22 protein-coding genes and 1 pseudogene are annotated in these 23,871 nt (G+C 69.4%); 13 read left to right on the top strand and 10 right to left on the bottom strand.

Annotation, left to right across the window (positions count from 1 at the left end):
• Positions 1-66: 66 nt before the first annotated feature.
• From ACFY0U_RS37820 to ACFY0U_RS37805, 4 genes are all read right to left on the bottom strand, one after another.
• Complete coding sequence (locus tag ACFY0U_RS37820) at positions 67-1,116, bottom strand: ABC transporter (RefSeq protein WP_388643790.1); 1,050 nt, start codon at positions 1,114-1,116, stop codon at positions 67-69.
• Positions 1,113-2,057, bottom strand: coding sequence for an ABC transporter ATP-binding protein (locus ACFY0U_RS37815; RefSeq protein WP_388643789.1), 945 nt, complete (start codon positions 2,055-2,057; stop codon positions 1,113-1,115). The genes ACFY0U_RS37820 and ACFY0U_RS37815 overlap by 4 nt, the downstream gene beginning before the upstream one ends.
• Positions 2,050-2,493, bottom strand: a complete 444-nt coding sequence (locus tag ACFY0U_RS37810; protein WP_388643787.1) for a GntR family transcriptional regulator — start codon at positions 2,491-2,493, stop codon at positions 2,050-2,052. Before ACFY0U_RS37810 ends, ACFY0U_RS37815 begins: the two co-directional genes overlap by 8 nt.
• Before the next feature lie 685 nt (positions 2,494-3,178).
• Complete coding sequence (locus tag ACFY0U_RS37805; RefSeq protein ID WP_388643785.1) at positions 3,179-3,337, bottom strand: hypothetical protein; 159 nt, start codon at positions 3,335-3,337, stop codon at positions 3,179-3,181.
• A gap of 238 nt (positions 3,338-3,575) precedes the next feature.
• On the opposite strand from ACFY0U_RS37805, the pseudogene ACFY0U_RS37800 reads away from it, so the two are divergent.
• The 11 genes and pseudogenes from ACFY0U_RS37800 to ACFY0U_RS37750 all read left to right on the top strand — a co-directional run.
• Positions 3,576-3,841: pseudogene (locus tag ACFY0U_RS37800) on the top strand (IS630 family transposase); the annotation flags it as partial.
• A gap of 232 nt (positions 3,842-4,073) precedes the next feature.
• The gene (locus ACFY0U_RS37795; protein WP_388643783.1) at positions 4,074-4,379 is read left to right on the top strand and encodes an MSMEG_0570 family nitrogen starvation response protein; all 306 of its coding nucleotides are present in this window, start codon (positions 4,074-4,076) and stop codon (positions 4,377-4,379) included.
• Positions 4,376-5,689, top strand: coding sequence for an MSMEG_0569 family flavin-dependent oxidoreductase (locus ACFY0U_RS37790; RefSeq protein WP_388643781.1), 1,314 nt, complete (start codon positions 4,376-4,378; stop codon positions 5,687-5,689). The genes ACFY0U_RS37795 and ACFY0U_RS37790 overlap by 4 nt, the downstream gene beginning before the upstream one ends.
• A gap of 16 nt (positions 5,690-5,705) precedes the next feature.
• Positions 5,706-6,521 (top strand): amidohydrolase family protein, encoded by an 816-nt coding sequence (locus tag ACFY0U_RS37785; RefSeq protein ID WP_388643780.1) that lies wholly within the window; start codon positions 5,706-5,708, stop codon positions 6,519-6,521.
• Positions 6,522-6,565: 44 nt separating this feature from the next.
• Positions 6,566-7,087, top strand: a complete 522-nt coding sequence (locus ACFY0U_RS37780) for an MSMEG_0572/Sll0783 family nitrogen starvation response protein (protein WP_210590169.1) — start codon at positions 6,566-6,568, stop codon at positions 7,085-7,087.
• 10 nt (positions 7,088-7,097) lie between these two features.
• Positions 7,098-8,204, top strand: coding sequence for an MSMEG_0568 family radical SAM protein (locus ACFY0U_RS37775; RefSeq protein WP_388643777.1), 1,107 nt, complete (start codon positions 7,098-7,100; stop codon positions 8,202-8,204).
• A complete protein-coding gene (locus tag ACFY0U_RS37770; RefSeq protein ID WP_388643775.1) occupies positions 8,174-9,721 on the top strand; it encodes an MSMEG_0567/sll0787 family protein in 1,548 nt (515 codons plus the stop codon). Before ACFY0U_RS37775 ends, ACFY0U_RS37770 begins: the two co-directional genes overlap by 31 nt.
• On the top strand, positions 9,718-10,566 hold the full coding sequence (locus tag ACFY0U_RS37765; protein WP_388643772.1) for a carbon-nitrogen hydrolase family protein: 849 nt from the start codon (positions 9,718-9,720) through the stop codon (positions 10,564-10,566). The genes ACFY0U_RS37770 and ACFY0U_RS37765 overlap by 4 nt, the downstream gene beginning before the upstream one ends.
• The gene (locus ACFY0U_RS37760; RefSeq protein WP_388643769.1) at positions 10,563-11,399 is read left to right on the top strand and encodes a carbon-nitrogen hydrolase family protein; all 837 of its coding nucleotides are present in this window, start codon (positions 10,563-10,565) and stop codon (positions 11,397-11,399) included. The genes ACFY0U_RS37765 and ACFY0U_RS37760 overlap by 4 nt, the downstream gene beginning before the upstream one ends.
• Positions 11,396-12,472, top strand: coding sequence for an MSMEG_0565 family glycosyltransferase (locus ACFY0U_RS37755; protein WP_388643766.1), 1,077 nt, complete (start codon positions 11,396-11,398; stop codon positions 12,470-12,472). Before ACFY0U_RS37760 ends, ACFY0U_RS37755 begins: the two co-directional genes overlap by 4 nt.
• A gap of 1,732 nt (positions 12,473-14,204) precedes the next feature.
• The gene (locus ACFY0U_RS37750; protein ID WP_388643764.1) at positions 14,205-15,047 is read left to right on the top strand and encodes a hypothetical protein; all 843 of its coding nucleotides are present in this window, start codon (positions 14,205-14,207) and stop codon (positions 15,045-15,047) included.
• Positions 15,048-15,341: 294 nt separating this feature from the next.
• Here ACFY0U_RS37750 and ACFY0U_RS37745 read toward each other — a convergent pair whose 3' ends face one another.
• Positions 15,342-16,535: a PP2C family protein-serine/threonine phosphatase gene (locus ACFY0U_RS37745; RefSeq protein WP_388643762.1), complete on the bottom strand. Its 1,194-nt coding sequence runs from the start codon at positions 16,533-16,535 to the stop codon at positions 15,342-15,344.
• 273 nt (positions 16,536-16,808) lie between these two features.
• On the opposite strand from ACFY0U_RS37745, the gene ACFY0U_RS37740 reads away from it, so the two are divergent.
• Positions 16,809-17,144, top strand: a complete 336-nt coding sequence (locus ACFY0U_RS37740) for a hypothetical protein (protein ID WP_388643761.1) — start codon at positions 16,809-16,811, stop codon at positions 17,142-17,144.
• A 448-nt stretch (positions 17,145-17,592) separates the two neighbouring features.
• On the opposite strand, the gene ACFY0U_RS37735 is transcribed toward ACFY0U_RS37740, so the two are convergent.
• The 4 genes from ACFY0U_RS37735 to ACFY0U_RS37720 form a co-directional block, all read right to left on the bottom strand.
• A complete protein-coding gene (locus tag ACFY0U_RS37735) occupies positions 17,593-17,775 on the bottom strand; it encodes a hypothetical protein (RefSeq protein WP_388643759.1) in 183 nt (60 codons plus the stop codon).
• A gap of 67 nt (positions 17,776-17,842) precedes the next feature.
• Positions 17,843-18,313 (bottom strand): hypothetical protein, encoded by a 471-nt coding sequence (locus ACFY0U_RS37730; RefSeq protein WP_388643757.1) that lies wholly within the window; start codon positions 18,311-18,313, stop codon positions 17,843-17,845.
• Between the two features lie 726 nt (positions 18,314-19,039).
• Complete coding sequence (locus ACFY0U_RS37725; RefSeq protein WP_388643755.1) at positions 19,040-20,242, bottom strand: low temperature requirement protein A; 1,203 nt, start codon at positions 20,240-20,242, stop codon at positions 19,040-19,042.
• A 577-nt stretch (positions 20,243-20,819) separates the two neighbouring features.
• The gene (locus ACFY0U_RS37720) at positions 20,820-21,809 is read right to left on the bottom strand and encodes an ornithine cyclodeaminase family protein (RefSeq protein WP_388643752.1); all 990 of its coding nucleotides are present in this window, start codon (positions 21,807-21,809) and stop codon (positions 20,820-20,822) included.
• Positions 21,810-21,946: 137 nt separating this feature from the next.
• Here ACFY0U_RS37720 and ACFY0U_RS37715 point away from each other — a divergent pair, with 137 nt between their 5' ends.
• A complete protein-coding gene (locus tag ACFY0U_RS37715) occupies positions 21,947-22,132 on the top strand; it encodes a hypothetical protein (RefSeq protein WP_388643750.1) in 186 nt (61 codons plus the stop codon).
• A 427-nt stretch (positions 22,133-22,559) separates the two neighbouring features.
• On the opposite strand, the gene ACFY0U_RS37710 is transcribed toward ACFY0U_RS37715, so the two are convergent.
• Positions 22,560-23,846 (bottom strand): cellulose binding domain-containing protein, encoded by a 1,287-nt coding sequence (locus ACFY0U_RS37710; RefSeq protein ID WP_388643748.1) that lies wholly within the window; start codon positions 23,844-23,846, stop codon positions 22,560-22,562.
• Positions 23,847-23,871: the final 25 nt, after the last annotated feature.

The raw sequence follows: 23,871 nt of genomic DNA, 5'->3' as shown, positions 1-23,871 counted from the left end.
GACCGGACGAAGAAACAGAGGGCGGGAAGGGGGCGCCCCGCTGAAGGGGGCGCGGGGTACCGGGACTCAGACGAGCCGCTTACGGCCCCAGAAGAAGAGGAACGCCACGACACCGGCCGTCAGGGCGAACAGAATCGACGCGCCGAACCACTGCATGCTGTTCATCTGCGACATCGGGAGGTACTCCACCGACCAGCCCACGACATCGGCCTTGTCCAGGCACGCCTGCCGCGCCGCGTCGGTCTGCGATCCCGAACAGGTGCCGAATCCCACCAGATCCCCGCTGCCGGTGACGAACGAGTAGTCGATCTCGTAGGCGCCGCGGGGGAGCGACGGGTACCCGTTCTCGCCCATGACACCCTTGTTCGTCGTGATCGTGACAGCGTTGCCGAGCGACACGATGGAGTAGGACCAGACGACCTGGACGGCCACGGTGAATCCGAAGGTGACGACCATGGCCATCAGCGTGCGGCGCAGCACCACACCGATCGCGACCCCGCCGAACACGGAGAAGAGGGTGAGGGCGACGGGCGCCGGGCCCGTGTTGTTGAAGGCCTCGCTGGACATCCAGTCCATGACCGAGGGCTCGGACTTGACGGGGTTCCACCACCAGCCGAACACCGCTGACAGCACGCCCGTGCTCACCACGACCACCAGTCCGGCCAGCGACAGCTTCGTGACGAGCCAGCGGGTCCGGCTCTTGGACTGGGCGGCGACCAGCTTGGCCGTGCCGCTCTCCAGGTCACCCGCGATGAGCGGGGCGCCGAGGAAGACACCGAGCAGGATGGGTATCGCCTGGAGACCGGTGGAGACGGGGTTGAACGCGCTGGAGTACTCCTGGAACTGATTGCCCGCCTCGTCGAGGCTCTTGCCGGGATAGCCGTAGCCGTCGAGGAAGTCGACCAGCTGGCCGCGCTGGTAGACCATCCAGGCCACGGAGAGCGCGGTGGCGGCGAGGATCGTCCAGAACGCGGCCCGGTGCTGACGCCAGACCAGCCAGGTCATTCCGCTGAGGCGGGGGCGCCGGGTGGCCTCCGTGGTGGTCGCGTCCATGGTCCCGTTCTTGCCGTCGGTCGGGGTGCCGGTCGGGTTCGAGGCGCTGGTGAAGGTGCTCATGCCGCCACCGTCCCGGTGCCGAACGCGTACCCCTGGACCTGGGCGGTGGGGGTGATCAGCGGTGGTGCTTCGGGGGAGCGGAGATAGGCGAGCAGGAGTTCCTCCATGTTCGGGGCGTCGGTCTGCCAGGGGCCGGTGACCGGGCCCTCGGGGCGGACGAGGGCGGTGAACTGCCGTCCGCTGATCCGGGACTCGACGAGGGTGTGGTTCCTGAGGGTGACAGGCAGACCGTCGCCCTCCCTGACCCCGGTGACCAGGGTGTGCACGGACATCAGCTCGTCCACGTCACCGGCGAGACGCACTCCGCCGCCGGAGACGACGACGAGGTAGTCGCACACGTTCTCCAGTTCGGCCAGGACGTGAGTGGACATCAGCACGGTGGTTCCGCGCTCGGCGGCCTCGGCGAGGAGGATGCCCATGATCTCGTGGCGCACGACCGGGTCGAGGTCCGACATCGGCTCGTCGAGCATCAGCAGGTCGGGGCGCTTTCCGAAGGCGAGGGCGATGGCGACCCGGGTGCGCTGACCACCGGAGAGGGTGCCGATCTTCGCCTCGAAGGGCACATTGCCCGCGCGGATGATGTCCTCGGCGGCGCGCTGGTCCCAGCCGGGGTTCAGCTCCCGGCCCAGTCGCAGGGTCTCCGCCACGGTGAAGCGGCGGAACAGGGGCTTCTCCTGGGCGAGGAACGCGGTACGTCGGCCGGACTCCGCCGAACCCGGCGCCTCGCCGAACAGGCTGATCGAGCCGTTCGTCGGTTCCAGGACATGGGCCGCGATGTTCAACAGTGTGGTCTTGCCTGCCCCGTTGGGTCCCACCAGGCCGCAGATCCGGCCCGCCGGGAGCCGGAAGGAGCAGTCCCGCAGCGCCCAGCCCCGCCGGTATCGCATCCCCAGTCCGTACGCCTCAAGCGCCGGCTCCCCCGGGTACATACCGTCACTCATCTGTGCTCCTAATTGTCGTGGACCCCGTTGCCGGCGCGTTCCCGGCGGCGTACTGCTTCTGCATCGCCGACGTGACCAGTGCGGCCACGTCCTCCTGCTCCAGACCGGCCCCGGCCGCCTTCGACATCCACTCCACCAACTCGGCGTACAGCGGCGAGTCGGTCCCTGCCGAGGGGCGGGCCAGCGTGCGGCGTACGAAGGTGCCCTGGCCCGGTCGCGGTTCGACCAGGCCCTCGCGCTCCAGCTCGCGGTACGCCTTGAGGGTGGTGTTCGGGTTGACCGTGCTGGTCTCGGCGACCTCCTTGGCGGTGGGCAGCCGGTCACCCGGCACCAGGACGCCCAGCCGCAGCGCCTGCTTGGTCTGCTGCACGATCTGCTGGAAGGCAGGGACCCCGCTCCGCCTGTCGATGCGGTACTCCATGATCACCACCACCATTCCACTATCTGATTAGTGGAATGATGATGGAGGGGTGCGAGGGCGGTTGTCAACGCCGACCGGGGGCGAGGAGGACGGGGGCAGGGTTGTCCGAAGTGACCGGAGGGGCTTCTCGGACAACGTTTCGGTGGCCGGCCTGGGTCCAGGCCTTCATCCGGGAGCCGGAAGACGAATCACCGAGAACGCCCGACCACCCGACGGCCGCCCCCACAGAAAGTGCCTCCGGCGTACACCCTTGACCGGGCGCTCGATCACGCCGTGCAGGACATCGACGCGAAGATCGTCCGTACCGACGGCAAAACCAGCCCGTCACTGGCCTTCACCGGAGCCGTCCTCGCCGGACTCGGCACGGTCTCCGACATCCGTGTGCCGCTGCCTGCGACGGTGGTCCTCGCTCTGGCCGCCGCCGTGCTCCTCCTCTTGGCGGTCCGGCTTGCGAGGCGACGACGCGATCCGGGCCGGCCCGCATCCGCGTCGTGTCGGTCGTGGCCGCGCGCGAGTTTGTGTTCCTCCTGGGAGTGCGGTTGCCGGTCACGGTCACAGCCCGGGCGGCGGGCCACTTTGGTCCGTGGGTGTGACGAACCGGCAGGTCACTTCCACTTGGGCGAGTTCCGCGTGCGGTCGGTGATGGGCCAGGTGCCCGCTGACAGCTGACTGAGGTCGGAGCGATCCTCGCCAGCCTCGTTCAACGGGTGATGGGCTCGCTGTGGCCGAGTCCCTTTCCTGTGACCTCGCTCGCGCCGGGGACGTGGAAGTTCTCGCCTTCGACGTCGAGGTGGGGCAGGGCCCGGTCGAGGCGGCGGGGCAGCCACCAGGCGCGGTCGCCGAGGAGGGCCAGCCCCACTGGAAGACCGCCACGGTGGCACCGAAGGCCGCGCCGAGGGGCAGCAGGAATCCCACGGTCGCTTTGACGGGGATGGCGATGGACCGGAGCGTGACCATCAGGAGCAGCAGGGAGAGACCGATCACGACGATCGCGAAGGGCACCCACTCGGACGCGAAGTCTTCGGCCACGGCTTGCCGTGGTGGGACGGCTATGGCGAGTCCGTGAACCACAACAGGTGCGCTACCGGCGCACGTTGATGCTGCTGGCTTCGGCCGGCGAGAACCGGGTGCCGGTGGTCGTCCAGCTGGTGCAGGCCGACGAGGACACCGTCCGGGGTGTGATCCACCGCTTCTGCGAGATCTGCCAGGACCCGCAATGGGTGGAGGCCGTCCCCGCCAACTCAGCCCTGACGGCGAGGACTTCGTTGTCCAGACGGCCACCACCCGCCCCACCGTGCTCGGCCGGCCTTTCACCCGCTGGTCCCTGCGTGAACTCGTCGCCTACCTGCGGAAAGTCCACGGGAGCAGGTCGACTGAAAGGCGGGGTTCGCCTCTGCCCGGTCCCTAAACGCCCTGAATGACGCCCGAATTTGCCTCAGAGGCAACTCTGCGTATGCGCATCCCTACCCGCCGTGAGGACTCCGTAACTCCGCCTTATTCCGGATGACCTCGTCCCGCAATTCCCGCTGGCTGAAGTGGTCGTCACAACCAGCGGCGAGGTGGCAAAGCCTCGGCGCCTCGCACGGAGGACTTTCATGCCGGAGCTGTATTTCCATGTGCGCTGGCCCGACGGAGAGACCCAGCGTTGTTACTCACCTTCCACGGTAATTCAGAACTACCTCACCCCCGGTGGCGTGTACGAGCTCGGCGACTTCCTCGAGCGCAGCCGGACGGCGCTCGGTATCGCGAGCGACCGGGTGCGCGAGAAGTACGGGTTCGCGTGCACCGGTGCGTCCGACCAGCTGGCGCAGATCGAGGAGACCGCGGCCGCGTACGCCTCCCTCGACGGGGCCAAGGTCGCCGTCGAGGCCCTGAGCAACGCCGACGGGAGCACACGGTGAGTGTGCCGCGGCTGGCCGGGGCCCACTTCCCGGTGGCGGTCATCGGTGGCGGTCAGGCCGGTCTGTCGGTCAGCTACTGCCTGCGCGAGCGCGGCATCGAGCACGTCGTCGTCGAGCGGGACAGGGTCGGCCACGAGTGGCGCGAGCGCCGCTGGGACTCGTTCTGCCTGGTGACCCCCAACTGGCAGTGCAAACTGCCCGGTTTCCCCTACCAGGGGGACGACCCCGACGGCTTCATGGTCCGCGACGAGATCATCCGCTACCTGGAGGAGTACGTCGCCTTCTTCCAACCCCCGCTGGTGGAGGGCACCGCCGTCACCGGACTGAGCCGGGGCGCCGGCGGCGTCTTCGAACTGGACACCGGCAAAGGGAAGTTCACGGCCGACCAGGTGGTCGTGGCCACGGGCCCCTACCACACCCCCTCCGTTCCGCGTATGGCCGAGCGGCTGCCCACCTACGCCGAGCAGATCCACTCCTCCCGCTACCGCAACGCGGACCAGCTCCCCGAGGGCGCCGTCCTCGTGGTCGGCACCGGGCAGTCCGGCTGCCAGATCGCCGAGGACCTGCACCTCGCCGGACGCCAGGTTCATCTGGCCGTCGGCAGCGCGCCGCGCGTGGCCCGCTTCTACCGCGGCCGGGACTGCGTGGCCTGGCTCGACGACATGGGCTACTACGCCAAGAGCATCGACGAGTTCGACGACGCGGGTGCCATCCGGATGCGGGTCAACCACTACGTGACCGGACGGGACGGCGGCCGTGACATCGACCTGCGGACCTTCGCCCGCGACGGGATGCGGCTGTACGGCCGGCTGACGGGCATCGACGGCACGCGGCTGGAGTTCGCCGACGACCTCAAGGTCAACCTCGACCGGGCGGACGCCGTGGCCGAGGGCATCAAGGACGGCATCGACGCGTACATCACCGCACAGGGCGTCGAAGCCCCCGTCGAACCCCGGTACGTACCGGTGTGGGAACCCTCGGAGCAGCCGGCCGCACTGGACCTGGAGGCCTCCGGCATCACCTCCGTCGTCTGGTCCACCGGTTTCACCCGCGACCACCGGTGGGTCGAGATACCCGCCTTCGACGGCCGCGGCTACCCCATGCACTGGCGGGGCGCCACAAGTACCCCCGGCCTGTACTTCCTGGGCCTGCCCTGGCAGTACTCGTGGGGCTCCGGACGCTTCGAGGCGGTGGGCAGGGACGCCGAGTTCCTCGCGAACCACATCGACGTCTCGCGCCGTATGGCCGACGTCTGCGGGGCCCTCACGGGTGCCCCCAGCGAACTCGCCTCCGCACTTCCGATCGGCTGAAGGAGGCACAAGGACCATGGTCTTCGACGCACACCGCCACATCGGCGTCCTGCCCGCGTATCCCTTCTACGGCGGACCGCCCGTCAACCCCGACACCACCGCCCGCGCCACGGTCAAGCAGCTCGTCGCGGACATGGATGCGGAGGGCACCGAACGTGCCCTGGTCATCCCCAACTACGGCGTTCCCGACCCCGCCATTGCCTTCTCCTTCAACGAGCTGGCGATCGAGGCCGCCCAGAGCGACGACCGGCTCCGGGCCGGCCTGTGGGTCTCCCCGCGCCCGGAGGACTCGGAGCGAACCGAGCTCGCCCTCGCCCTGGCCGGCGAACGGGGCGTGAAGGCGCTGAAACTGAGCTTCCTGCTGGGCGGGCGCCCCGCCGACCCGGCCTGCCGCCCGATGCTGGACCGCATCTTCCAGGAAGCCGAACGCAACAACCTCGTCGTCCACGTCCACACCTCGCCCGGCGCCGCCTCCGACATCGACGAGGTCGGCAACCTGGTGGACTGGTACGCCGAGCGGGTGCCCGTCCATCTCGTCCACTTCGGCGGCGGGATGAGCGGCCACATCAAGCTTGTCGGCTCCCGGTTCTTCGACTGGATCGATGCCGGAAAGCGCGTCTACACCGACCTCTCGTGGGCCATCGGCTTCACTCCCCGCTGGCTGGCCCAGGAGATCGAGCGCCGCGGTATCGGCCACGACCGCGTGCTCTTCGCCAGTGACCAGCCGTGGGGCGACTTCACGGGCGAGTACGCCCGGCTCGCCGAAGCGACCGGTGGCGGCGGACTCGGCGAACTCGTCTTCAAGGACACGTTCGCCGCGCTGTACGACTGACCGGCCTCCACCCTTCCAGGTTCCGTACGCACAAGGAGACAACCATGTCCGAAACCGTCGAACTCAGCGAGATCGAGCAGAAGTCCCTCAGCGAGATCCCCCACCCGTCCCTGCCCGAGGGCACGAGCATCTACGGCTCCACCAAGGTCTTCCCCGACTACAAGGCCGAGGACGGCGAGACCTACTTCACCCTCGTCCACGGCATCGCCCACGAGTCCTCGGTCTCCTTCGTCGCCGTGCTCCAGGCCACCCGCGCCCTGCGCAAGGGCTTCGAGACCGCCATCTACTTCTACGGCCCGGGCTCGCTCAACTGCCTGGCCACGCGCGGCTTCCCGACCGTCGGCAACTCCGCCTTCCCCGGCGAGCACAACATCAACAACCAGCTCAAGACGTTCATCGCAGAGGGCGGCAAGGTCTTCTGCTGCCGCTTCGGCCTGTCCCTGCACGGTGCCCGCGAGGAGGACCTCATCGAGGGCGTCATTCCGACCCACCCCCTGGACGTCCAGGACGCGCTGATCCACTACGCGCGCAAGGGCGCCATCATCAACTCCACCTACCAGCTGTAAGGGGCACGCCGTGAGCGTTGGCACCGGTACGACCAGTACGGCGGTGGATGTGCGGATCATGACTCGCGCCGAACTCGCCCTGCACGGAGTGGCGTTGGATGCGCCCGTGCGGCGGCCTGACGGTGCGGGACCGAGCGACGACGGACACGTCCTGGTCGACGGTGCCAACGCCGCGCTGCCCACCAACCCCGACAGCCCCTACTTCGTACGCGACGGCAAGGTGTGGCTCGGCGACGAGGCCGGGACACTCACGGACACCGGCCTGACCCTGACCGCCGTGAGCCGTCCGAAGTTCTACGACCTGACAACCGCCGACGGCACCCGTTACGAGCAGATCGCTCGCCTGCACGGCTCCGACGTCCTCGCCACCACCGTCGTCCAGACCTGTATCCGCTACGCCGTGTCCGACCGCTGCCGCTTCTGCACCATCGAGGAGTCCCTGCGCTCGGGCGCCACGGTGGCCGCCAAGACCCCGGCCCAGCTGGCCGAGGTCGCCGAGGCCGCCGTGCGGTTGGACGGCGTGCGGCAGATGGTCATGACGACCGGCACGACCAACGGTCCCGACCGGGGCGCCCGCAATCTCGTACGGTCCGTGCGGGAGGTGCTGAAAGCCGTACCGGGGCTGCCGATCCAGGTGCAGTGCGAACCGCCGGCCGACCTTTCCTGGATCCGCGCGCTCCACGATGCCGGAGCCACCGCCATCGGTATCCACGTCGAATCCCTCGACGACGACGTGCGGCGGCGCTGGATGCCCGGCAAGTCCACCGTCCCGATGGCCGAGTACGAGGCCGCGTGGGACGAGGCGGTACGGGTCTTCGGGCCCAACCGGGTCTCCACCTACCTGCTCGTCGGGCTCGGTGAGGATCCCGACGAACTCATCGCGGGAGCCAGGAAGTTGATAGACCGGGGCGTGTATCCGTTCGTTGTCCCCTTCCGGCCGATGGGCGGCACTCTCGCCGCCCGGGACGGGATCGAGCCGCCCGGTGCGGAACTGCTGCGATACGTCACCGAGGGCGTCGCGGCGAAGCTGCGCGCGGCAGGGATGAGCGGCGCCGACCAGCGGGCGGGCTGTGCGGCCTGCGGGGCGTGCAGCGTGCTGAAGACGGCGGGCGGGTGATGTCCGTGCACCTCGACGGATCCCCGGCCCTGCCCAGGGCGGACGCGCCGGTCGACATCCTGGCGCTCCTCGGCGACCGCAGCACCCTCGCCCGCCGGCCCGGGTTCCACATCGAACAGGCCGCTGACAAAGGCGAGTTGGCTGCCTACCGTCGACTGCGCCGGGACGCCTTCGTCCACGAGCAGGGCCTGTTCACGGGTCACGACCTCGACGACCGGGACGCCGACCCCCGTACGCTGGTGCTGGTCGCCAAGGACGACGCGGGCACCGTCGTCGGCGGCGTACGGCTCGGTCCCGTCGCCGACGGCCCCGACATCGGCTGGTGGGCCGGCGGCCGGCTCGTCGTCGCCCCCGGCGCCCGCGGCCCGCACGGCATCGGCGCCGCACTCGTCCGGGCGGCCTGTGCGCGGGCGGAGGCCGAGGGTGTGCTGCGCTTCGACGCGACCGTCCAGGTCCGCAACGAAGTCCTCTTCAAGCGGCTCGGCTGGCGCCGGGTGCGTGCGACGACGGTCGCGGACGCCCCGCATGTGCTGATGCGGTGGCCGATCGAACGGATCGCGGATCTCGTGGCGGCCACCAAGTCGCCCCTCGGGCCGCTCCTCGCGGCCCTCCCCACAGCGGCGGCCCGTACCCTCGGCCAGGACCCGGTCGGCGGGGCCCTGGAAACGGGGGCGCGGGCCGTCCCCGGCACGCCTGGCGGCGCCGGATTCGTCGGCGACGACGGGGCGCCTGTTCCCGGTACGGATGTGATCGCCGCCTGCGACGCGATCGTGCCATCGATGGTCGAGCGGGACCCGGAGTGGGCGGGCTGGTGCTCTGTCCTCGTCAACGTCAACGATCTTGCGGCGATGGGCGCTTCACCGGTCGGGTTGCTTGACGCGGTGGGCGCTCGGGACGAGGCCCACGCCCGACGGATCCTCGCCGGACTCGGGCAGGCCGCACAGGCGTACGGCGTGCCCGTGCTCGGAGGGCACACCCAACTCGGCGTACCCGCCGCCCTGTCGGTCACCGCCCTCGGCCGCACGGACCATCCGGTCCCGGGCGGCGGCGGGCGTCCCGGCCATGCCGTACGGCTGACCGCCGACCTCGGCGGGAACTGGCGCGCGGGATACCGGGGCCGTCAGTGGGATTCGTCCACTCATCGTCGTACGGACGAACTGCGCGCCATGACCGGCTCGGTGGCCACCGTCCGGCCGGCCGCCGCGAAGGACGTGTCGATGGCGGGGATCGCCGGCACGCTCGGCATGCTCGCGGAGGCGAGCGGCTGCGGGGCCGTCCTCGACGTGGCCGCCGTGCCCCGGCCGGGGACCGCGACGACGGGCGACTGGTTCACGTGTTTCCCCGGCTTCGCGATGCTCACCACCGACGAGCCCGGCAGCCCACCGCTCCCGGCGGGGCCCGCGACGGGCGCCGTGTGCGGGGAGCTGACAGATGGACAAGGCGTCGGGCTGCGCTGGCCCGACGGAGAGATCACCGAAGCGGTCACCTCCACGGTGACCGGGATGGGGACCGCATGACCACCCTGCGTATGGCCGCCGTGGCCGCCGAGTTCGGCCGCGACCTCGAAGAGGACTTCGCGATCACCGAACGGTTGATCAAGGAGGCCCGCGAGCAGGAGGTACGGCTCCTCGCCCTGCCGGAGGCCTGCCTCGGCGGATACCTGCTCAGCCTCGACGACGACAGCGAACTGGACGAGGGCCCGCCCGCGCTCGCCCTCGACGGCCCCGAGATCCGCCGACTGGCCTCCCTGGCCGGGGAGATGACCGTGGTCGCGGGATACTGCGAGGCGGCCGGCGACGCCCGCTACAACAGCGTCGTCTGCGTCAACGGTGACGGTGTGCTCGGCAACCACCGCAAGGTCCACCAGCCGCTGAGCGAGGACGCCAGTTACGCCTCAGGGGACCGCTTCCACGCCTTCGACACCCCGGTCGGCCGGATCGGCATGATGATCTGCTACGACAAGGCGTTCCCCGAGTCCGCGCGGGCGCTGGCCCTCGACGGCGCCGAGATCGGCGTGGTCGTCTCCGCCTGGCCCGGCGCACGGACCAACGCCGTGACCGATCTCGCGGGCGACCGCTGGAAGCGCCGCTTCGATCTCTTCGACCGGGCCCGCGCCCTGGAGAACCAGATCGTATGGATCTCCGCCAATCAAGCGGGTACCTTCGGGTCGCTACGCTTCGTCGGCAGCGCCAAGGTCGTAGACCCCGGCGGCGAGATCCTCGCCGACACCGGCGTCGAAGCCGGCCTGGCGATCGCCGAACTCGACGTCGCCGAGGCCCTGGAGACCGCCCGCCGCTCCATGGGGCACCTGCGCGATCGGCGCCCGGAAACCTACACCTACGCAGGAGCAGTCACCACATGAGCACGATCCGGATCGCGGCCGCCGCCGCCCACTTCGGTCGCGACCTGGACTTCGACCTCGCCCGCATCGCCAAACTCATCGACGACGCACGCAAGTCGGGCGCCGGACTGCTCGTGCTGCCCGACGCCGCGCTCGGCGGCTACCTCGCCGACCTGCGCCACCCCGACCCCGAGGCGCTGCCCCCGGCCCTCAAGCCGGACGACCCGCTCATCCTCCAAGTCGCCCGCCTCGCCGCCGAGATGGTGGTCTGCGTCGGCTACTGCGAGGACGGCGGCGACGAGCGCTACAACGCCGCGGTCTGTGTCAGCGGCGACGGCGTCCTCGGCCGCCACCGCAAGGTCCACCTCCCGGCCGGGGAGACGGCCGCGTACGCGCCCGGCGACCGCTTCGACGCCTTCGACACGCCGGTCGGCCGGATCGGCATGCTCATCGACTACGACAAGACGTTCCCGGAGTCCGCCCGTTCCCTGGCCCTGGACGGCGCCGAGATCCTCGCCTGTCTGTCCGCCTGGCCCACCAGCATCACCAACCGCGCCCCGCGCATGGCCCAGGACCGCCAGGCCAAGCTCTTCGACCTCTACGACCAGGCCCGCGCAGCCGAGAACCAGGTCGTCCTCGCCTCCTCCAACCAGACCGGCGCGATGGGCGGCATGCGCTTCCTCGGCCAGTCCAAGGTGGTCGGCCCCGGCGGCGACATCCTCGCCCGCACCTGGGCCAAGGCCGGCCTCGCCGTCGCCGAGGTCGACGTGGCCGCCGAGATGGACCGGGCCCGCCGCGTCCTGCGTCACCTGGACGAGCGCTGCCCCGCCGCCTACCGGGAGACTCCCTCGTGAAGATCGCCCTGCTCAGCTACTCCACCAAGCCGCGCGGCGGTGTCGTCCACACCCTCGCCCTCGCCGAAGCACTGGCGGCGGCAGGCGCGAACGTCACGGTCTGGTCGCTGGGCCGGGGCGGCGACGACCGCTTCTTCCGGCCCGTGGACCCGGCCGTGCGGGTCCGGATCGTGCCGTTCGCCGACGGATGCGAGGACGAGACCGTCGGGGAACGCATCCTCCGCTCCATCGCCACGTTGCGCGATGCCTTCGACCCCTCCCCGTACGACATCGTCCACGCCCAGGACTGCATCAGCGCCAACGCGGCGGGCCGCTGCGTCCGTACGGTCCACCACCTCGACCACTTCACCACCCCCGAACTGGCCGCCTGCCACGAACGGGCCATCGTCGAGCCGTATGCGCACCTCTGTGTCTCGCGGTCGGTCGCCGACGAACTCACCGCCGGCTGGGGCATCAAGGCCGAGGTCATCCCCAACGGCGTGGCCTACGAGCGCTTCGCGGGCACCGACCCGGTGGCCCGCGACGCCTGGCGCGACCGCCTCGGCCTGTACGTCCTCACCGTGGGTGGCATCGAGCCCCGCAAGGGATCACTGGACCTGCTGGAGGCGTACGCGCTCCTGCGCACTCGGCGGCCGGACGTACGCCTGGTGATCGCCGGCGGCGAGACCCTCTTCGACTACCGCGACTACAGGGCGAGTTGGGAGGCACGGGCCGTCGAGCTGGGCGTGGATCCGGTGGTGCTCGGGCCGGTGGGGGAGGAGGAGTTGCCGCCGCTCGTGGCGGCTGCCGACGCGTTCGCCTTTCCCTCCGTCAAGGAAGGCTTCGGGCTCGCGGCGATGGAGGCACTGGCCGCCGGGGTACCGCTCGTCGTCCGCGATCTGCCGGTCCTGCGCGAGGTGTTCGGGCCCGCCGCCTGGTTCGCGGACACGCCCGCGGACCTCGCCACCGCGCTCGAACGGGCGCTCACCGAAGCCGACCCCGCCCGACGGGCCGCTGGCCGTGAACTCGCCGCCCGCCACACCTGGGCGGAGGCCGCCGAGCGCCACCTGGACTTCTACCGCTCCCTGAGGTGAGCGCCACCTCGCCGGGATCAGACGCCGCCCGGATATGACGCGCTCGGCCGTGGCCGACGCAGCCTGCCATGCGCGCGGAGACATGCCGTAGGCAGCCCGGAACGCCCTGCTGCAGTGAGCCGGACTGGCACCGGCGGTGCTGAATCCAGCGGCTCGCGGTGGTGCCCTGGCTCTGGAAGAGCGGTGCGAACGTGGAGGTTCGGGCGCTGGTTGATGGTAGAGACATCCTGGCTGACGCATTTACAGAGGGTCCGGGCGAAGATCCCCAGTACCTCTTGGTGTCCGGCGGACCTCTCACTGCTGCGTCGGTACCACACGAGGTACGGCTGGCCGAGGCATCCTGCACCGAAGGCTGCTGCGGCGCTCTCTACGTGACCATCCGGCGCGACGGCGATGACGTGCTCTGGGACAAGTGGCGTAATCCCGACGAGGACGAGGTTGCCCTGCCTGCCTTCCGTTTCGAGGCTCAGGAGTACGAGAAGTCGAGCGGGCGACCACGGACCGCAGCTGGGAATGGCCGGCGCGGACCGTTGCACGACTACTGGAGCAATGTCTGCGAGAACGCCCTGACTGGCTCGCACGGTGGGAATGCGAACTCGGCGCCGTGTCCGCCTGGCCCTGGGAACCAGACCAGGTCAACGTCTTCCTCTTCCATCCGGGCCGCTCGGCTATCAGTGGAGGTCGTCCTTGGCTGCAGTTCCGGATGATCCTCGCCGTCTCCAGTGACAACCCGGCAGACCAAGCTGAACGGCTCGCTGAGCAACTCGTCGCAGCTGACCCGCGCCAAGCCGCCGACGTCTGCGGTGGCTCACCAAAGTTTGCCAGGCAACTCGGTTACCTCTGGCCGCAGCGTCGCAGAGCCTGAGCACAGGGGAATACCGCGCGGGAGAAACATGTGGCTTCCGCCAGTAGATCAGGCCGAGGTGCTCGTGGCCGGATCAGGCGTATTTCGCGACGGCTACCTTTGGTGACCGGCCGAGGGTCTGTACGGGCTGCTTGGAGGGCTTGGCTGAGACCTGTCCCGTCGGGGTTCGTAGTAGCCGTCGCCGATCCGGATCGGGTTGCCGCTGTCGGGTGGCACGGACCTGGCGACAACCTCTCAGCGTCGTCTGCGGGGATGTTGCAGGTCCCGTCTGGTTCGTACGCCTCGCGTCCCGTGGCGGTCGTGTCGACTGTCGAACTGATGTGGATAAAACGCGCATGTAATGACTGTTTCGCGTGGTTTCTTCTGGCAGAGTCGCCGTGTGTTCAGAGGGCGTGAGGTGAGGCGTCCCAAGCGCCCAGTGTCAGGGAAATGCCATGAGTGATGAAGGAGGCCTCTCCGGCGGGTGCGCCAAGGGGGGTAGGGGCTCCAGTGAGCCTGATCGCCCCGGCCGGCACCCCGCTCACCGTCGTCTTCTGGTTCGACAGCCCCTGCGCCGAAGGAGGCAGCGCAGCCGCCTGCCTGCCGGTCTTGTGACGCTGCCTTGTTCCTGTCCTGCCTTCGTGGATCGGGTCAGCTCTGATAGGCAGCGTGTGGCACGGCGCCACATGAGGCCCGCCCGTCAGCCCCGGGGGAGAGGGCGGTGTCGCCGCCATCGCGTCCACATCGACCGGCCATGGCGCGCATCCCGCCGCCGAGAGGGGGCCGGCGGGGCACCCTGCCGCTCCTGCGCAGCCCGTGGCGGTGGTGGCTGGGCAGGACGGCGTCACGTCTCTCCTGCCGTTGCACCTGAGGTTATCGGCTGGGCCTGTGGCACAGTCTGAGCAGTGCGCCGAGGGCGCGGGACCGTTCACCACCCGGCTCACCTGGCGCCCTCCCGGCGGCGGTAGCGCCGTGTGGGAGTCGCGGCTCGCCCGCCGGCGCGGAGTACTGGCCCTGCGGCCCCACGGTGCGGCGGCCGCTCGGTACATCCGTGCCGACGCTGTTGCCATCGCGCGCCTGAACTGGCTCAACACCATCGCGGCGATCGCTTTCGTCATCGGCGGGGCACTCTTCGCCGCTGGCGCGGCGCTCGCCCAGTTCGGCTCTGGCGATGCCACCGAGTGCGCGTCGATCTACTTCGCGGGTGGGCTGTTCTTCAACACCGGCGGATACGTCTCACTGCTCCAGGTGATCAACGCGCCCCGCCACGAAAGCGGCGGCGAGGGCCGGCTGGTCACCGGCGGCTGGCGGTGGTGGAGTTATGAGCCGATGCGGGTGGACTGGGTGTGCACGTTCGTTCTGTTCGCGGGCACACTCGTCTTCGCCGTCGACTTGCTGGATTCCTTCCTGCAGGGTCTGGACGTCCAGCAGGTCAACCGGCTGATCTGGGTGCCCGATGTGATCGGCTGCGCTCTGTTCCTGGTCTCCGGCCACTTGGGCTTCGTGGAGATCTGTCACGGCCGGTTCTGTTTTTGCCCGCGCAGTCTCGGCTGGTGGATCGTTGCCGTGAACCAGTTCGGCTCCGTCCTTTTCATGGTGTCCGCGCTCGCTGCCTACACTCGCCCCGCCACCGACAGCCTCGTCAACGCTGATATCGCCAACTGGGGCACCCTCACCGGAGCCCTCTGCTTCTCCCTGGCTGGGCTCCTCCAACTCGGCGAGCACCCCTAGAGCTGGGAGGCGAGGTGACGCTGAGCATGACCGCCCCGTCATGGGCGCAGGATGCTTCGCGCAACTGTCAGGGGCCGTAGGTGCAAGAGAGCTCACACCGGGTCGGAAGGCTCTTCGCCGGCTGGGGGACGGCGAAGAGTCCGTCGTGTTGCCTCCCCAATGCCCAGCCGCCGAGCCGGCCTCCCCTCCACGCCCACACCCGCTTCGTAGGGCCAACGGTCGCGTTCGGGACACTCTGCGGGGTGCGCCACCGGGGCGTGCTCTCAAGAAGCTCTGGGAACAGGCCGTTGCGGCTCATCGGTGCGGGTCGGGTCTTGTTCCGGCCGGCCGACGGCGATTGCTGTGCCAGTCCAGTATCAAGACCGTGGCGTCGTCCTTGAGGTTGCCATGGCAGGCGTCGAGCACCGCGGCGGTCAGGCTCCGGACAGCTTCTCGCGGGTGTAGTGCGCGGGTGTCGTGAACGACCGAGGCCAGGTCGACGGCCGCGGCACCGCGCTCCTGCATGCCGTCGGTGAGCAGGACCAGGCGGTCTCCGGGACGCAAGTGCAGTTCCTGTAGGTGGTAGGGGGCGGGTGCCGCCACACCGAACGGCAGGTTGACGGCGAGTTCCACCTCTTCGACGGCGTTGTTACGCATCAGCAGCGGCCGGGGGTGGCCGGCGTTGACCAGTTCGCACAGGCCCGTTTCGAGGTCGACGCACAGCAGTTGTCCGGTGGCCAGGCTGCTGCTGTGGCTCAGCAGGGCCTGATGGGCATGGTTGGCCTGTTTGAGGGCGTCGCAGCCGCTGCGGCGTGCTCGCCGCAGCGCGCCGACCAGCAGGGTGGCAAGCAGCGCGGAGTTCGTGTCGTGGCCCATGGCGTCGGTGATCGACAGGTGCAGGGTGTCGCGGTCGAGGGTGTAGTCGTAGGTGTCGCCACCGATGTCGTCGGCCGGGACCAGCCCGGCGGCCAGAGTGAACTGGGCGGACTCGCAGCAGGGGGCCGAGGGCAGGAGTTGGTGCTGGATCTCCGCGGCCAGGCTGGTCTCGGTGGTGCGCCGGCCCAGGTGGTACAGGTCGGTGAAGCGCCGGTCTGTGACGATGATGTAGGCCAGTGCGTGGGCCGCGTCGCGGACCTGCCGCAGCACAGCGTCGTCCGCGGACTGCAGGGTCACCTCCAGGACGCCGATGCAGTCGCCGCGGTTGGTGACCGGCGTGATGACGCGCCGTCCGCCCTGGCCGTCCGGCTCCACATGCTGGCGCTGGCTCTGCAGCACGCTGTCGTAGACGCTGCCTTGCAGGTCGATCGGCTCGCCAGGGTCGGTGGGCTCATCGCCGGCCGCGGCGAGGCGTACCAGCCGCTGGCCGATGAGGTCGACAAACAGGAAGGACACGCTCTCGGCACCGAACCGCTTCTGCAGGTCGTGTGCCACCACGTCGACGGACTCACCGGGCGGGGCCGCTTCCGCAGCGGCCAGCAACTCGCCCAGTTCCAGGTCTCCACCCTTCACAGCAACCTCCTGTCGGTTGCCGCACCTTCTTCCCCGAGTCTGCGCAACCTCACCTCATCGGCCCATTTTGCCTGGTCAGGCCAGCAGGCCAGATCGGTACGAACAGGTCCCGGGACCGTCAGGCGGCGGGAACGAGCGCTTAGACTGTCCTCCTGGGCTACCGCCCGGTCGCTGCCTGAACCGCGCCGACGGCCGACGGTCTCGTCCGCGGCCACGTCAGGAAGACCCTGCGGGGCAAGCCCCAGCCCAACGAGCCCCGGCCGACGTCGGCCCGTGCCGTCGCCCGCTGCCCTGGTCAACTGCCCTGAGCTGGCAGCACTCACCGAGCACGTCCGCTCCTTCGCCCGCATGGTCACCGAGGTGGAGGGCGACCGACTGCCGGAATGGATCGAGTCCGCCCACGCTGCCACCGAGCTGCCCAGCCTCAGCCGGTTCGCTCAGCACCTCGAACGCGACCTCGACGCGGTCATCGCCGGCCTCATGCAGCCCTGGAATGCGGGCTTTGTCGAAAGCAGCGTCAACCGGATCAAGATGTTCAAGCCTCAAACGTTCGGCCGCACAGGTTCAAGGGCGCCAGAACCCGCTTCCATCGACGAAACCAGCAGTTGATACCCAGCAGCGGAAACATCATTTCCCCCGCTGGCTGAACGCCCTGAACAAGGGGATCCGCAAGGCCGAAGTTGCACTGATGCGACCGCGGCTCTGGCGGGCGAGCTGGGCCTCCTCGCCTTCAAGCGGGGATACGCCAGATGGTCCGAGGGCGACCGTGACGGCAAGGACGAACTCGCCGGGTACACCCTGGCGGCCCTGGACGAACTGCGTGCAGCCAGCGCCTTGCTGGGCTGACCGGCGCCCTCACTCGCCCTTCACGAAACCACGGACAGAGACGTATTCGAAGATCTCTATCGACCTCGCCGATGGCGCGGGCAATGGTGGAGCGGCCCACGCCGAACCGTCAGGCCAGCACGTCTTGAGTGCTGAGCCGGGGCCCGTGGCACCAGCCGAAGACTGCGACGTCTGTTTCGATCTGGCTGGAGTTACAGACTGCTGCGGTGGATCAGCGTGGGTCTGTGCTTGTCCCTTGCGCGGCTACCGCGGCGGCAAGCGCCAGGATCGCCTCGACCTGGGCGACCGCGATGACTGCCTTGGCGTCGTACACACGCTTCTTGACCACGGACTTGGCATCAAGCGCTTCGAGCAACTCGCGGGCGTTCTGAGCGTGGGTGGCGTAGTCAGCCATGAGACCTCCCGTGTCGGTGGCTGCACCATAGCGATCATGCAAGGTCGGCGGAGTCTCAATGGGCCAGTCAAGCGGGCTGAGCTCGATCGCTGCTGGGGAGGGCCCATTGGGCGTCCAGGTCCTGGCAGACGATGCGGATGCTGCCGGTCGTGAGTCTCAGCTCGTGTCGGCAGCCGGACTCGTGGGGCAAGAGTTCGTCCAGGCGGACGGTGTTGAAGTCGGACAGTTCAAGCACGCCGCCCCCGTCGGCTTCCACCTGGACGCTGGTGACGCCGTAGTAGTGAACTGTCAGCACGTGGTCTTGGCTGGCTGGCCAGGTGAAATGGAGCTGGAACTGATCTGTGGCGCCGGCAGTCGGGGGCAGCGCGGTGAGTCTGAGGTCTTTCACACACCGCGGGGCCGAGAAATCGTCGTGCTCAGGGTGTGTGGCAAAGGCGCGCGCCCCGGGCGGGAGGGCCGGCGCGAGTCGGGGCAACTCGGCAAGGTATGGGTGGGGATCGTGCCAGTAGGTGCCGCGAGCTCGCTGTTCGATGATCACGTATCTCAAGCTCTGCCCCCTGTGTCGACGGCTCAAAGTACCGAACTGGCCACCTACGGGCAGAGCAAGGCCTGGGGAATCTTGAATGGGCTGAGTCAGGCCGCCGCTCTGGCCACTGCCGCACCGGTGCTGATCCGGTGTACAGGCGCGGGTGGGCCTGGTTTTGCCGACGGGAGCTGGCACCAGAACCGGCAGTGTGATCTTGAGCAGCAGACATTTCCGGTGTACGGACTTTCCGGGGTGCCCGCCCGAGGCTCAGCGGACGCGGTTCGCCAGTCCGGTGGTGGTGTTGAGGAGGTACGCCAGCGGTCCGCGGTGGAAGAAGCGGGATCAGGTCGCCGCGAACAAGGTGGCTCCGACGACGAAGCAGAGCAGCAGTTCGAAGGAGGCGCGTGTGCGAGGAGTTGCAGGAGCTACCTCCGGGTGCTTTGGCACCCAGTAGCGGCTGCACCTCGTCGACCGTCAACTCCGGGATCCCAGCCGCTGTGAGAGCTGCTTGCGACCCTTGTCCCGCCCGTCGGCCCCCTCACTGCCGTTGGCACTCGCGTGCGCGTCTGCCTCCCTCGTCCGCACACGGACGCTCCATCATGTGGCATGCCGCTCCTGGCAGTTGAGGGAGCCACGGCAGGAGCAGCCCCTCTTCCAAGCCTTCATGTGCTCCCCGCGCCTGCGGGGCGCCGCTTGGCTCTCCTCGCTGACCCCCGCAGGGGCCGGCCGGCCAGGGGCTCAGCCGGTGGCGGTCGTCTGGGGCCGGACGGTGGTGTCCTGGAGGAGGACTAGGGCGGTCACGAGCGCGGCCAGCAGGGTCAGGGCGACGAGAGAGGGGACGAAGGTGACGGCGGGTCCTGCGACGAGGCAGACGGCTCCGCCGGCGAGGAGGAGCGGGGAGCGGTGGCTCGTGGTGCGGAAGAGCAGGGCTGCCGAGGCGAGGAGGAACACGCCGACGCCGCCGGGCAGGGCCCAGGCAACGAGACCGTGGAGGGGTTCGGTCAGGTCGTAGTGGCCGGTGTCGGCGATCTGCGTGAGGGCCTTCTTCATGCCGAGGGCGGTGATGACGATTCCGGCCACGAGTGGAAGGTGGAGGAAGGTGTACGCGTCACGGGCCAGCCGGGTGCGGTCGTCGCCGGTCACGGTGGTCAGCCGATGCTCGACCGGCTCGGCGAGTTGACGGAAGTACAGGCGCCACAGCCCTGCGGAAACGAGTAGCCCCAGGGCGGCACCGGCCACGACCGGGGTGCTCAGCGCGAAGCCGGAGACGCCGACGCCGATGGCGACGATCGACTCGCCGAGGGCGATGATGACGATCAGGCCATGGCGTTCGGCGAAATGGCCGGGTGAGGCGACCCGCCAGCCCGATTTTCCGGTGAGGAAGATGCCCAGGTAGTCGATGACCACGGCAGCGAGCCAGATCAGGATCTGGGTGGTGCCGGTGAACGCCGCACCGATGAGGAGCAGGGCGAACGGCGGGGCCACCGAGAGCAGGGCGGTGCGGCGCAAGACGCGGTGCAGTGCCTGATCGGTGGGGTCGGACAGCCAGTACGTGACCAGGTGAAGGACGCGGACGGCGCCGTAGCACAGGACGAAGACCAGGGGGGCGGGCAGTCCGCCGGGCGCGTCGTCGTAGATCTCGGGCACGGTCAGCGACACGATCAGGACGACAGCCATGACGGACACCAGCACGGTGAACATCGCGCCGGAGTCGGCCCGTACGACGTTGCCCAGCCAGGCGAAACAGCACCAGCACCACCACAGCAGCGCCAGCGCGACCATCCCGCCGAGCAGCCGCAACCCCCTCGGGTCGGCCGCCATCAGTGCTGTGACCTGAGTGATCGCATACACGAACACCAAGTCGAAGAAGAGCTCGGCCGGTGTCACTCGGTGGCCGCCCTCGGTCGCGACCAGCCGCGACCCCTCGCCATTCGCTACCACAACTTCCCCCTCCGGGGCGCCCCACCGCCCACCGGCGGAACGATAGCCCACTGGCTATGGCCAAAGATGATTGTTGCTGGGTACGGGAGTTCGCTTCCCGCGGACACAACGGAAGAGGGAAGTGATCCTCCGTTTCGGGCGGCCGAGCCCGGCCCGAGAAGACCCTGGAGAGACGGCGTCGGGTGTGGGGTGCGGAGCATCCGGAGACGCTGCCACGGCGTCCAACCTGTTCAGCCCGCACGGCCGCTGACGTGGCGTCAACTCACCGAGGAGCTGGTGAAGATCGCCCGCCTCTACCTGCTGGGCGTGCCGCCGGCGTGAGTCTGGACCACCCGATGCGAATGCGAGGGGCGCTTCACATTCGCCGAGGGTGGCGACATACCGGGGCGGGCTTCCAGCGCTTCCCCAGTGGGTGCGGTCGAGTTCAATGAGGCCTTCGCCGTCCATTCGCTCGCCTGGGTGTCGGCGTACGCGCCTATGTGCTAGGCCGCGTACGGGCGCATGTGCTCAGCCCGGTGTGCCGCGCGTTGCCGATCCGACCGCCGCACGGTGGGGCGATCGCGCGCTGGTGTCGGCATCACCGCAGTGTGATCTCCTGGCCGATTGACTGCTCGCGGGCAGCGGCGACGACCAGGGCTGTGGCCGCGGCGTCCTGTACAGCCACGCCGACCGACTTGTAGAGGGTGATCTGGTCCGGCGCGGTGCGTCCCGGTTTGCTGCCGCCGATGAGTTCGCCCAGCTCGGCGTGCACGTGATCGGCTGTGATGAGGCCGTCGCGGATCGGCATGAGAAGGTCGTTGCTGCCCGTCGGGGGCGGGGCAAGCGCGGCCTGTCGCGATTCAACGCATACGAGCGCCTCGGTGATTGTGGCCTCGTCGATCTCGCGACCGACCGGGTTGTACCCCACGGACGTGATGTGCACCCCGGGTGTCAGCCAGGAACGGCGGATCACAGGTTCGACGGCGTGTGTGGTCGCGGCGGCGATGTCCGCGCCATCAAGCGCCTCGGCGTAGTTGGACACAGCCTGGACGTCGGCCTCCACTACGGCTGAGAGTTCCTCGGCCAGAGCAGCAGCTTTCGCCAGATCCCGGCCGGCCACGCGGATCTGCCGGACCGCGCGGACCCGGCAGATCGCGCGGGCGTGGGACCGGGCCTGCACGCCTGTGCCCAGGACTGCCAGCACCGTCGCGTCCGCGCGGGCCAGCAGTCGCACCGACAGCGCGGAGCAGGCGCCGGTCCGCGCTGCGGTGATGGCGGTACCGTCCAGCAGCGCAGCGGGCTCGCCAGTATCGGGATCGAACGCCACGATCAACGCCTGGTGGGTAGGCAGACGTGCCCCGTCGTTGTGGGGGAAGAGTGACACCAGCTTGGTCATGAGCACCCCGGCCGACGGCAAAAAGCCCGGCATGGCCGCCAGGAACCCGTCGCGGTCAGGCACCAGAGCGGCGACGCGGTCGGGTACCGAGGCACGGCCCGCACTGAGGTCTGCCATCGCCGGGGCCAGGGCATCGATCAACGAGTCCACATCGAGGAGGGCCTCGACGTGCGAACGCCCCAGAACAAGCATGCCCACCAACCTCCTGATGCCGGTCATCTGGCCAGCGACCGCACATCCAAAGCGTCGACCGCCGACCCCCGTTGCTCAAGCTGCGACACGCTGTCCTTCGTGAGCACGTTCATGTGTACGCGCCTGAGCACATCAGCATGTACGCGGACACCTGGGTCGATGCGTGGAAGGTCGACCCCGCTCTTGTCCACCAGAAAGGCGGTGCCATCGCGATGGGGCGCCTCGGGCGGTCGTGCCCCAACGCCAACCCTCGCGAGGTGACCGCGGGCGGCCTCGGCCAGCTCCTGCGCGCCGCATGGTCCGGACAACTCCCGACCGCCTGAGGGCAGTCCGGCCAGTGACGGAGCCGGATCGCGATGGAGTCGGAACAACGTTCTGGCTGTCGAGTTTCTCGGACCTTGCACCCGGACCGGGTGACGTAGAGGACACCGGGCTCAGCCGCGGTTCACCGCCATCGCGGAGGCCCCGCGCGGTAGCCCCGTGGACAAGGCCTTCAGCGTGTCACCATCCGGGCCCGCGCGAGGTTGTCGACGCGGGCGAGTGAGGTGTGCGGATCGGCCACGACGTGGTGATCTCCGCCATCTCGCCGTCCTGGAGGCGTCGTCGGATCTGTCCACCACGCTGCCGCGTCTCCGGCGGGTGACGGCATGCCGCCGCAGTGGTAGCTCCGGCGGCATGCGTCGTTGTCCGGTGCCCCCTTCGCCACGGCTCCGGCGAAGGAGAGGTGAGGTGAGGTTGCCTGCGATGGAGTCAGAGGGGCGTGCAGGCGGTGCTGTTGAGGGTGTAGGTGGTCGGCGCGGCCGTGTTGCCGGTGTGGGTGGCCTGGAAGCCGATGGTCACGGAGGCGCCCGGCGCGATGGTCGCGCTGTGGGAGAGGTTCTTGGCGGTCACCTGGCCGGAGGTGGGCGAGTAGTCGGCGTTCCAGCCCGAGGTGATGGCCTGGCCGGCGGGCAGGGTGAAGGCCAGTGACCAGCCGTCGATCGCGGTAGCGCCGGTGTTGGTGATGGTGATGTTCGAGGTCAGACCGCTGTTCCAGGCGCTGATGGCGTCGGTGACGCGGCAGGAGGCGGTTCCCGGTGGCGGGTCGGAGGTCTGGAACTGCGTGAAGAACTTCCACACCTCTCCCGGCAGCCAGCTCCTGCCGCTGTCACCAGGGGCTCCGTCCTGCGGGGCGGCGATGTGTCCTTCGTCGAACGCGGCCCAGGCGACCGGGTGTCCGGCTGAACAGCCCGTGTAGGTGGTGACCCGGTGGGTCAGGCTGCCCTGCGCGGGTTCGGGCGGGTTCTGGGGAGTGCAGCCGTTGTTCCGGACGAACTTGTCCCGCATCGCCCGTCCGCCGGAGATGCCGAGAACGTTGTCCCTGAGCCCGTGCACTCCGAGGTAGGCGATGGGCTGCGTGCCGCCGCTGCAACCGCTGAGCTGTCCGCCGCTTTGGACCGCGACGGCGCGGAAGACGGTGGCGCGGGAGCACGCGAGGGAGTACGACATGGCGGCGCCGTAGCTGAAGCCGAGGGCGAAGCGTTGCGTGGTGTCGACGCAGAGGTCCGCCTCGATCCGGCGGATCATGTCGTCGACGAAGGTGATGTCCTCGCCGCCGGAGTTGGCCCAGCCGTTGTTGAGGCCTTGCGGGGCGACGAAGACGGCGCTGTTGTTCGCCAGCCGGTGGAGCCCGTAGTAGGCCCAGGTGCCCGTCTCCACGGTGCGGCCCGTGGCCACGTCCGTGGAGGTGCCGCCCAACCAGTGGAACCCGAAGATCAGTCGGTGGGCGCGGTCGCGGTCGTAACCGTCCGGGACACGCAGGATGAAGCTGCGGTTCTTGCCACCGCTCTGGATCGTGTAGGTGCCGCTCGTCAGGGTGGGGGTCTTGCCGCAGCCCGGGCTCGCGGCCGCGGCGCGCTGCGGTGCGGTGGCCGCGCCGGCGGCGGTGGGCGGCCGGGTGGTCTCGGTCTGGCCGCGGCCCAGTGCGGTGCCGCCCAGGCTCAGGACGACCAGGACCGCGACCACGGCGGACCGTAAGAGGGTTCTTGTCCTCGTCATGAAACTCCTTCTTGTGAAGCGTGGT

It is taken from the genome of Streptomyces sp. NPDC001536 (assembly GCF_042894505.1).
In the GTDB taxonomy this organism is placed as follows: domain Bacteria; phylum Actinomycetota; class Actinomycetes; order Streptomycetales; family Streptomycetaceae; genus Streptomyces.
The sequence above is the reverse complement of the archived record's forward strand: the minus strand, read 5'-3'. Positions and strand labels throughout refer to the sequence as shown.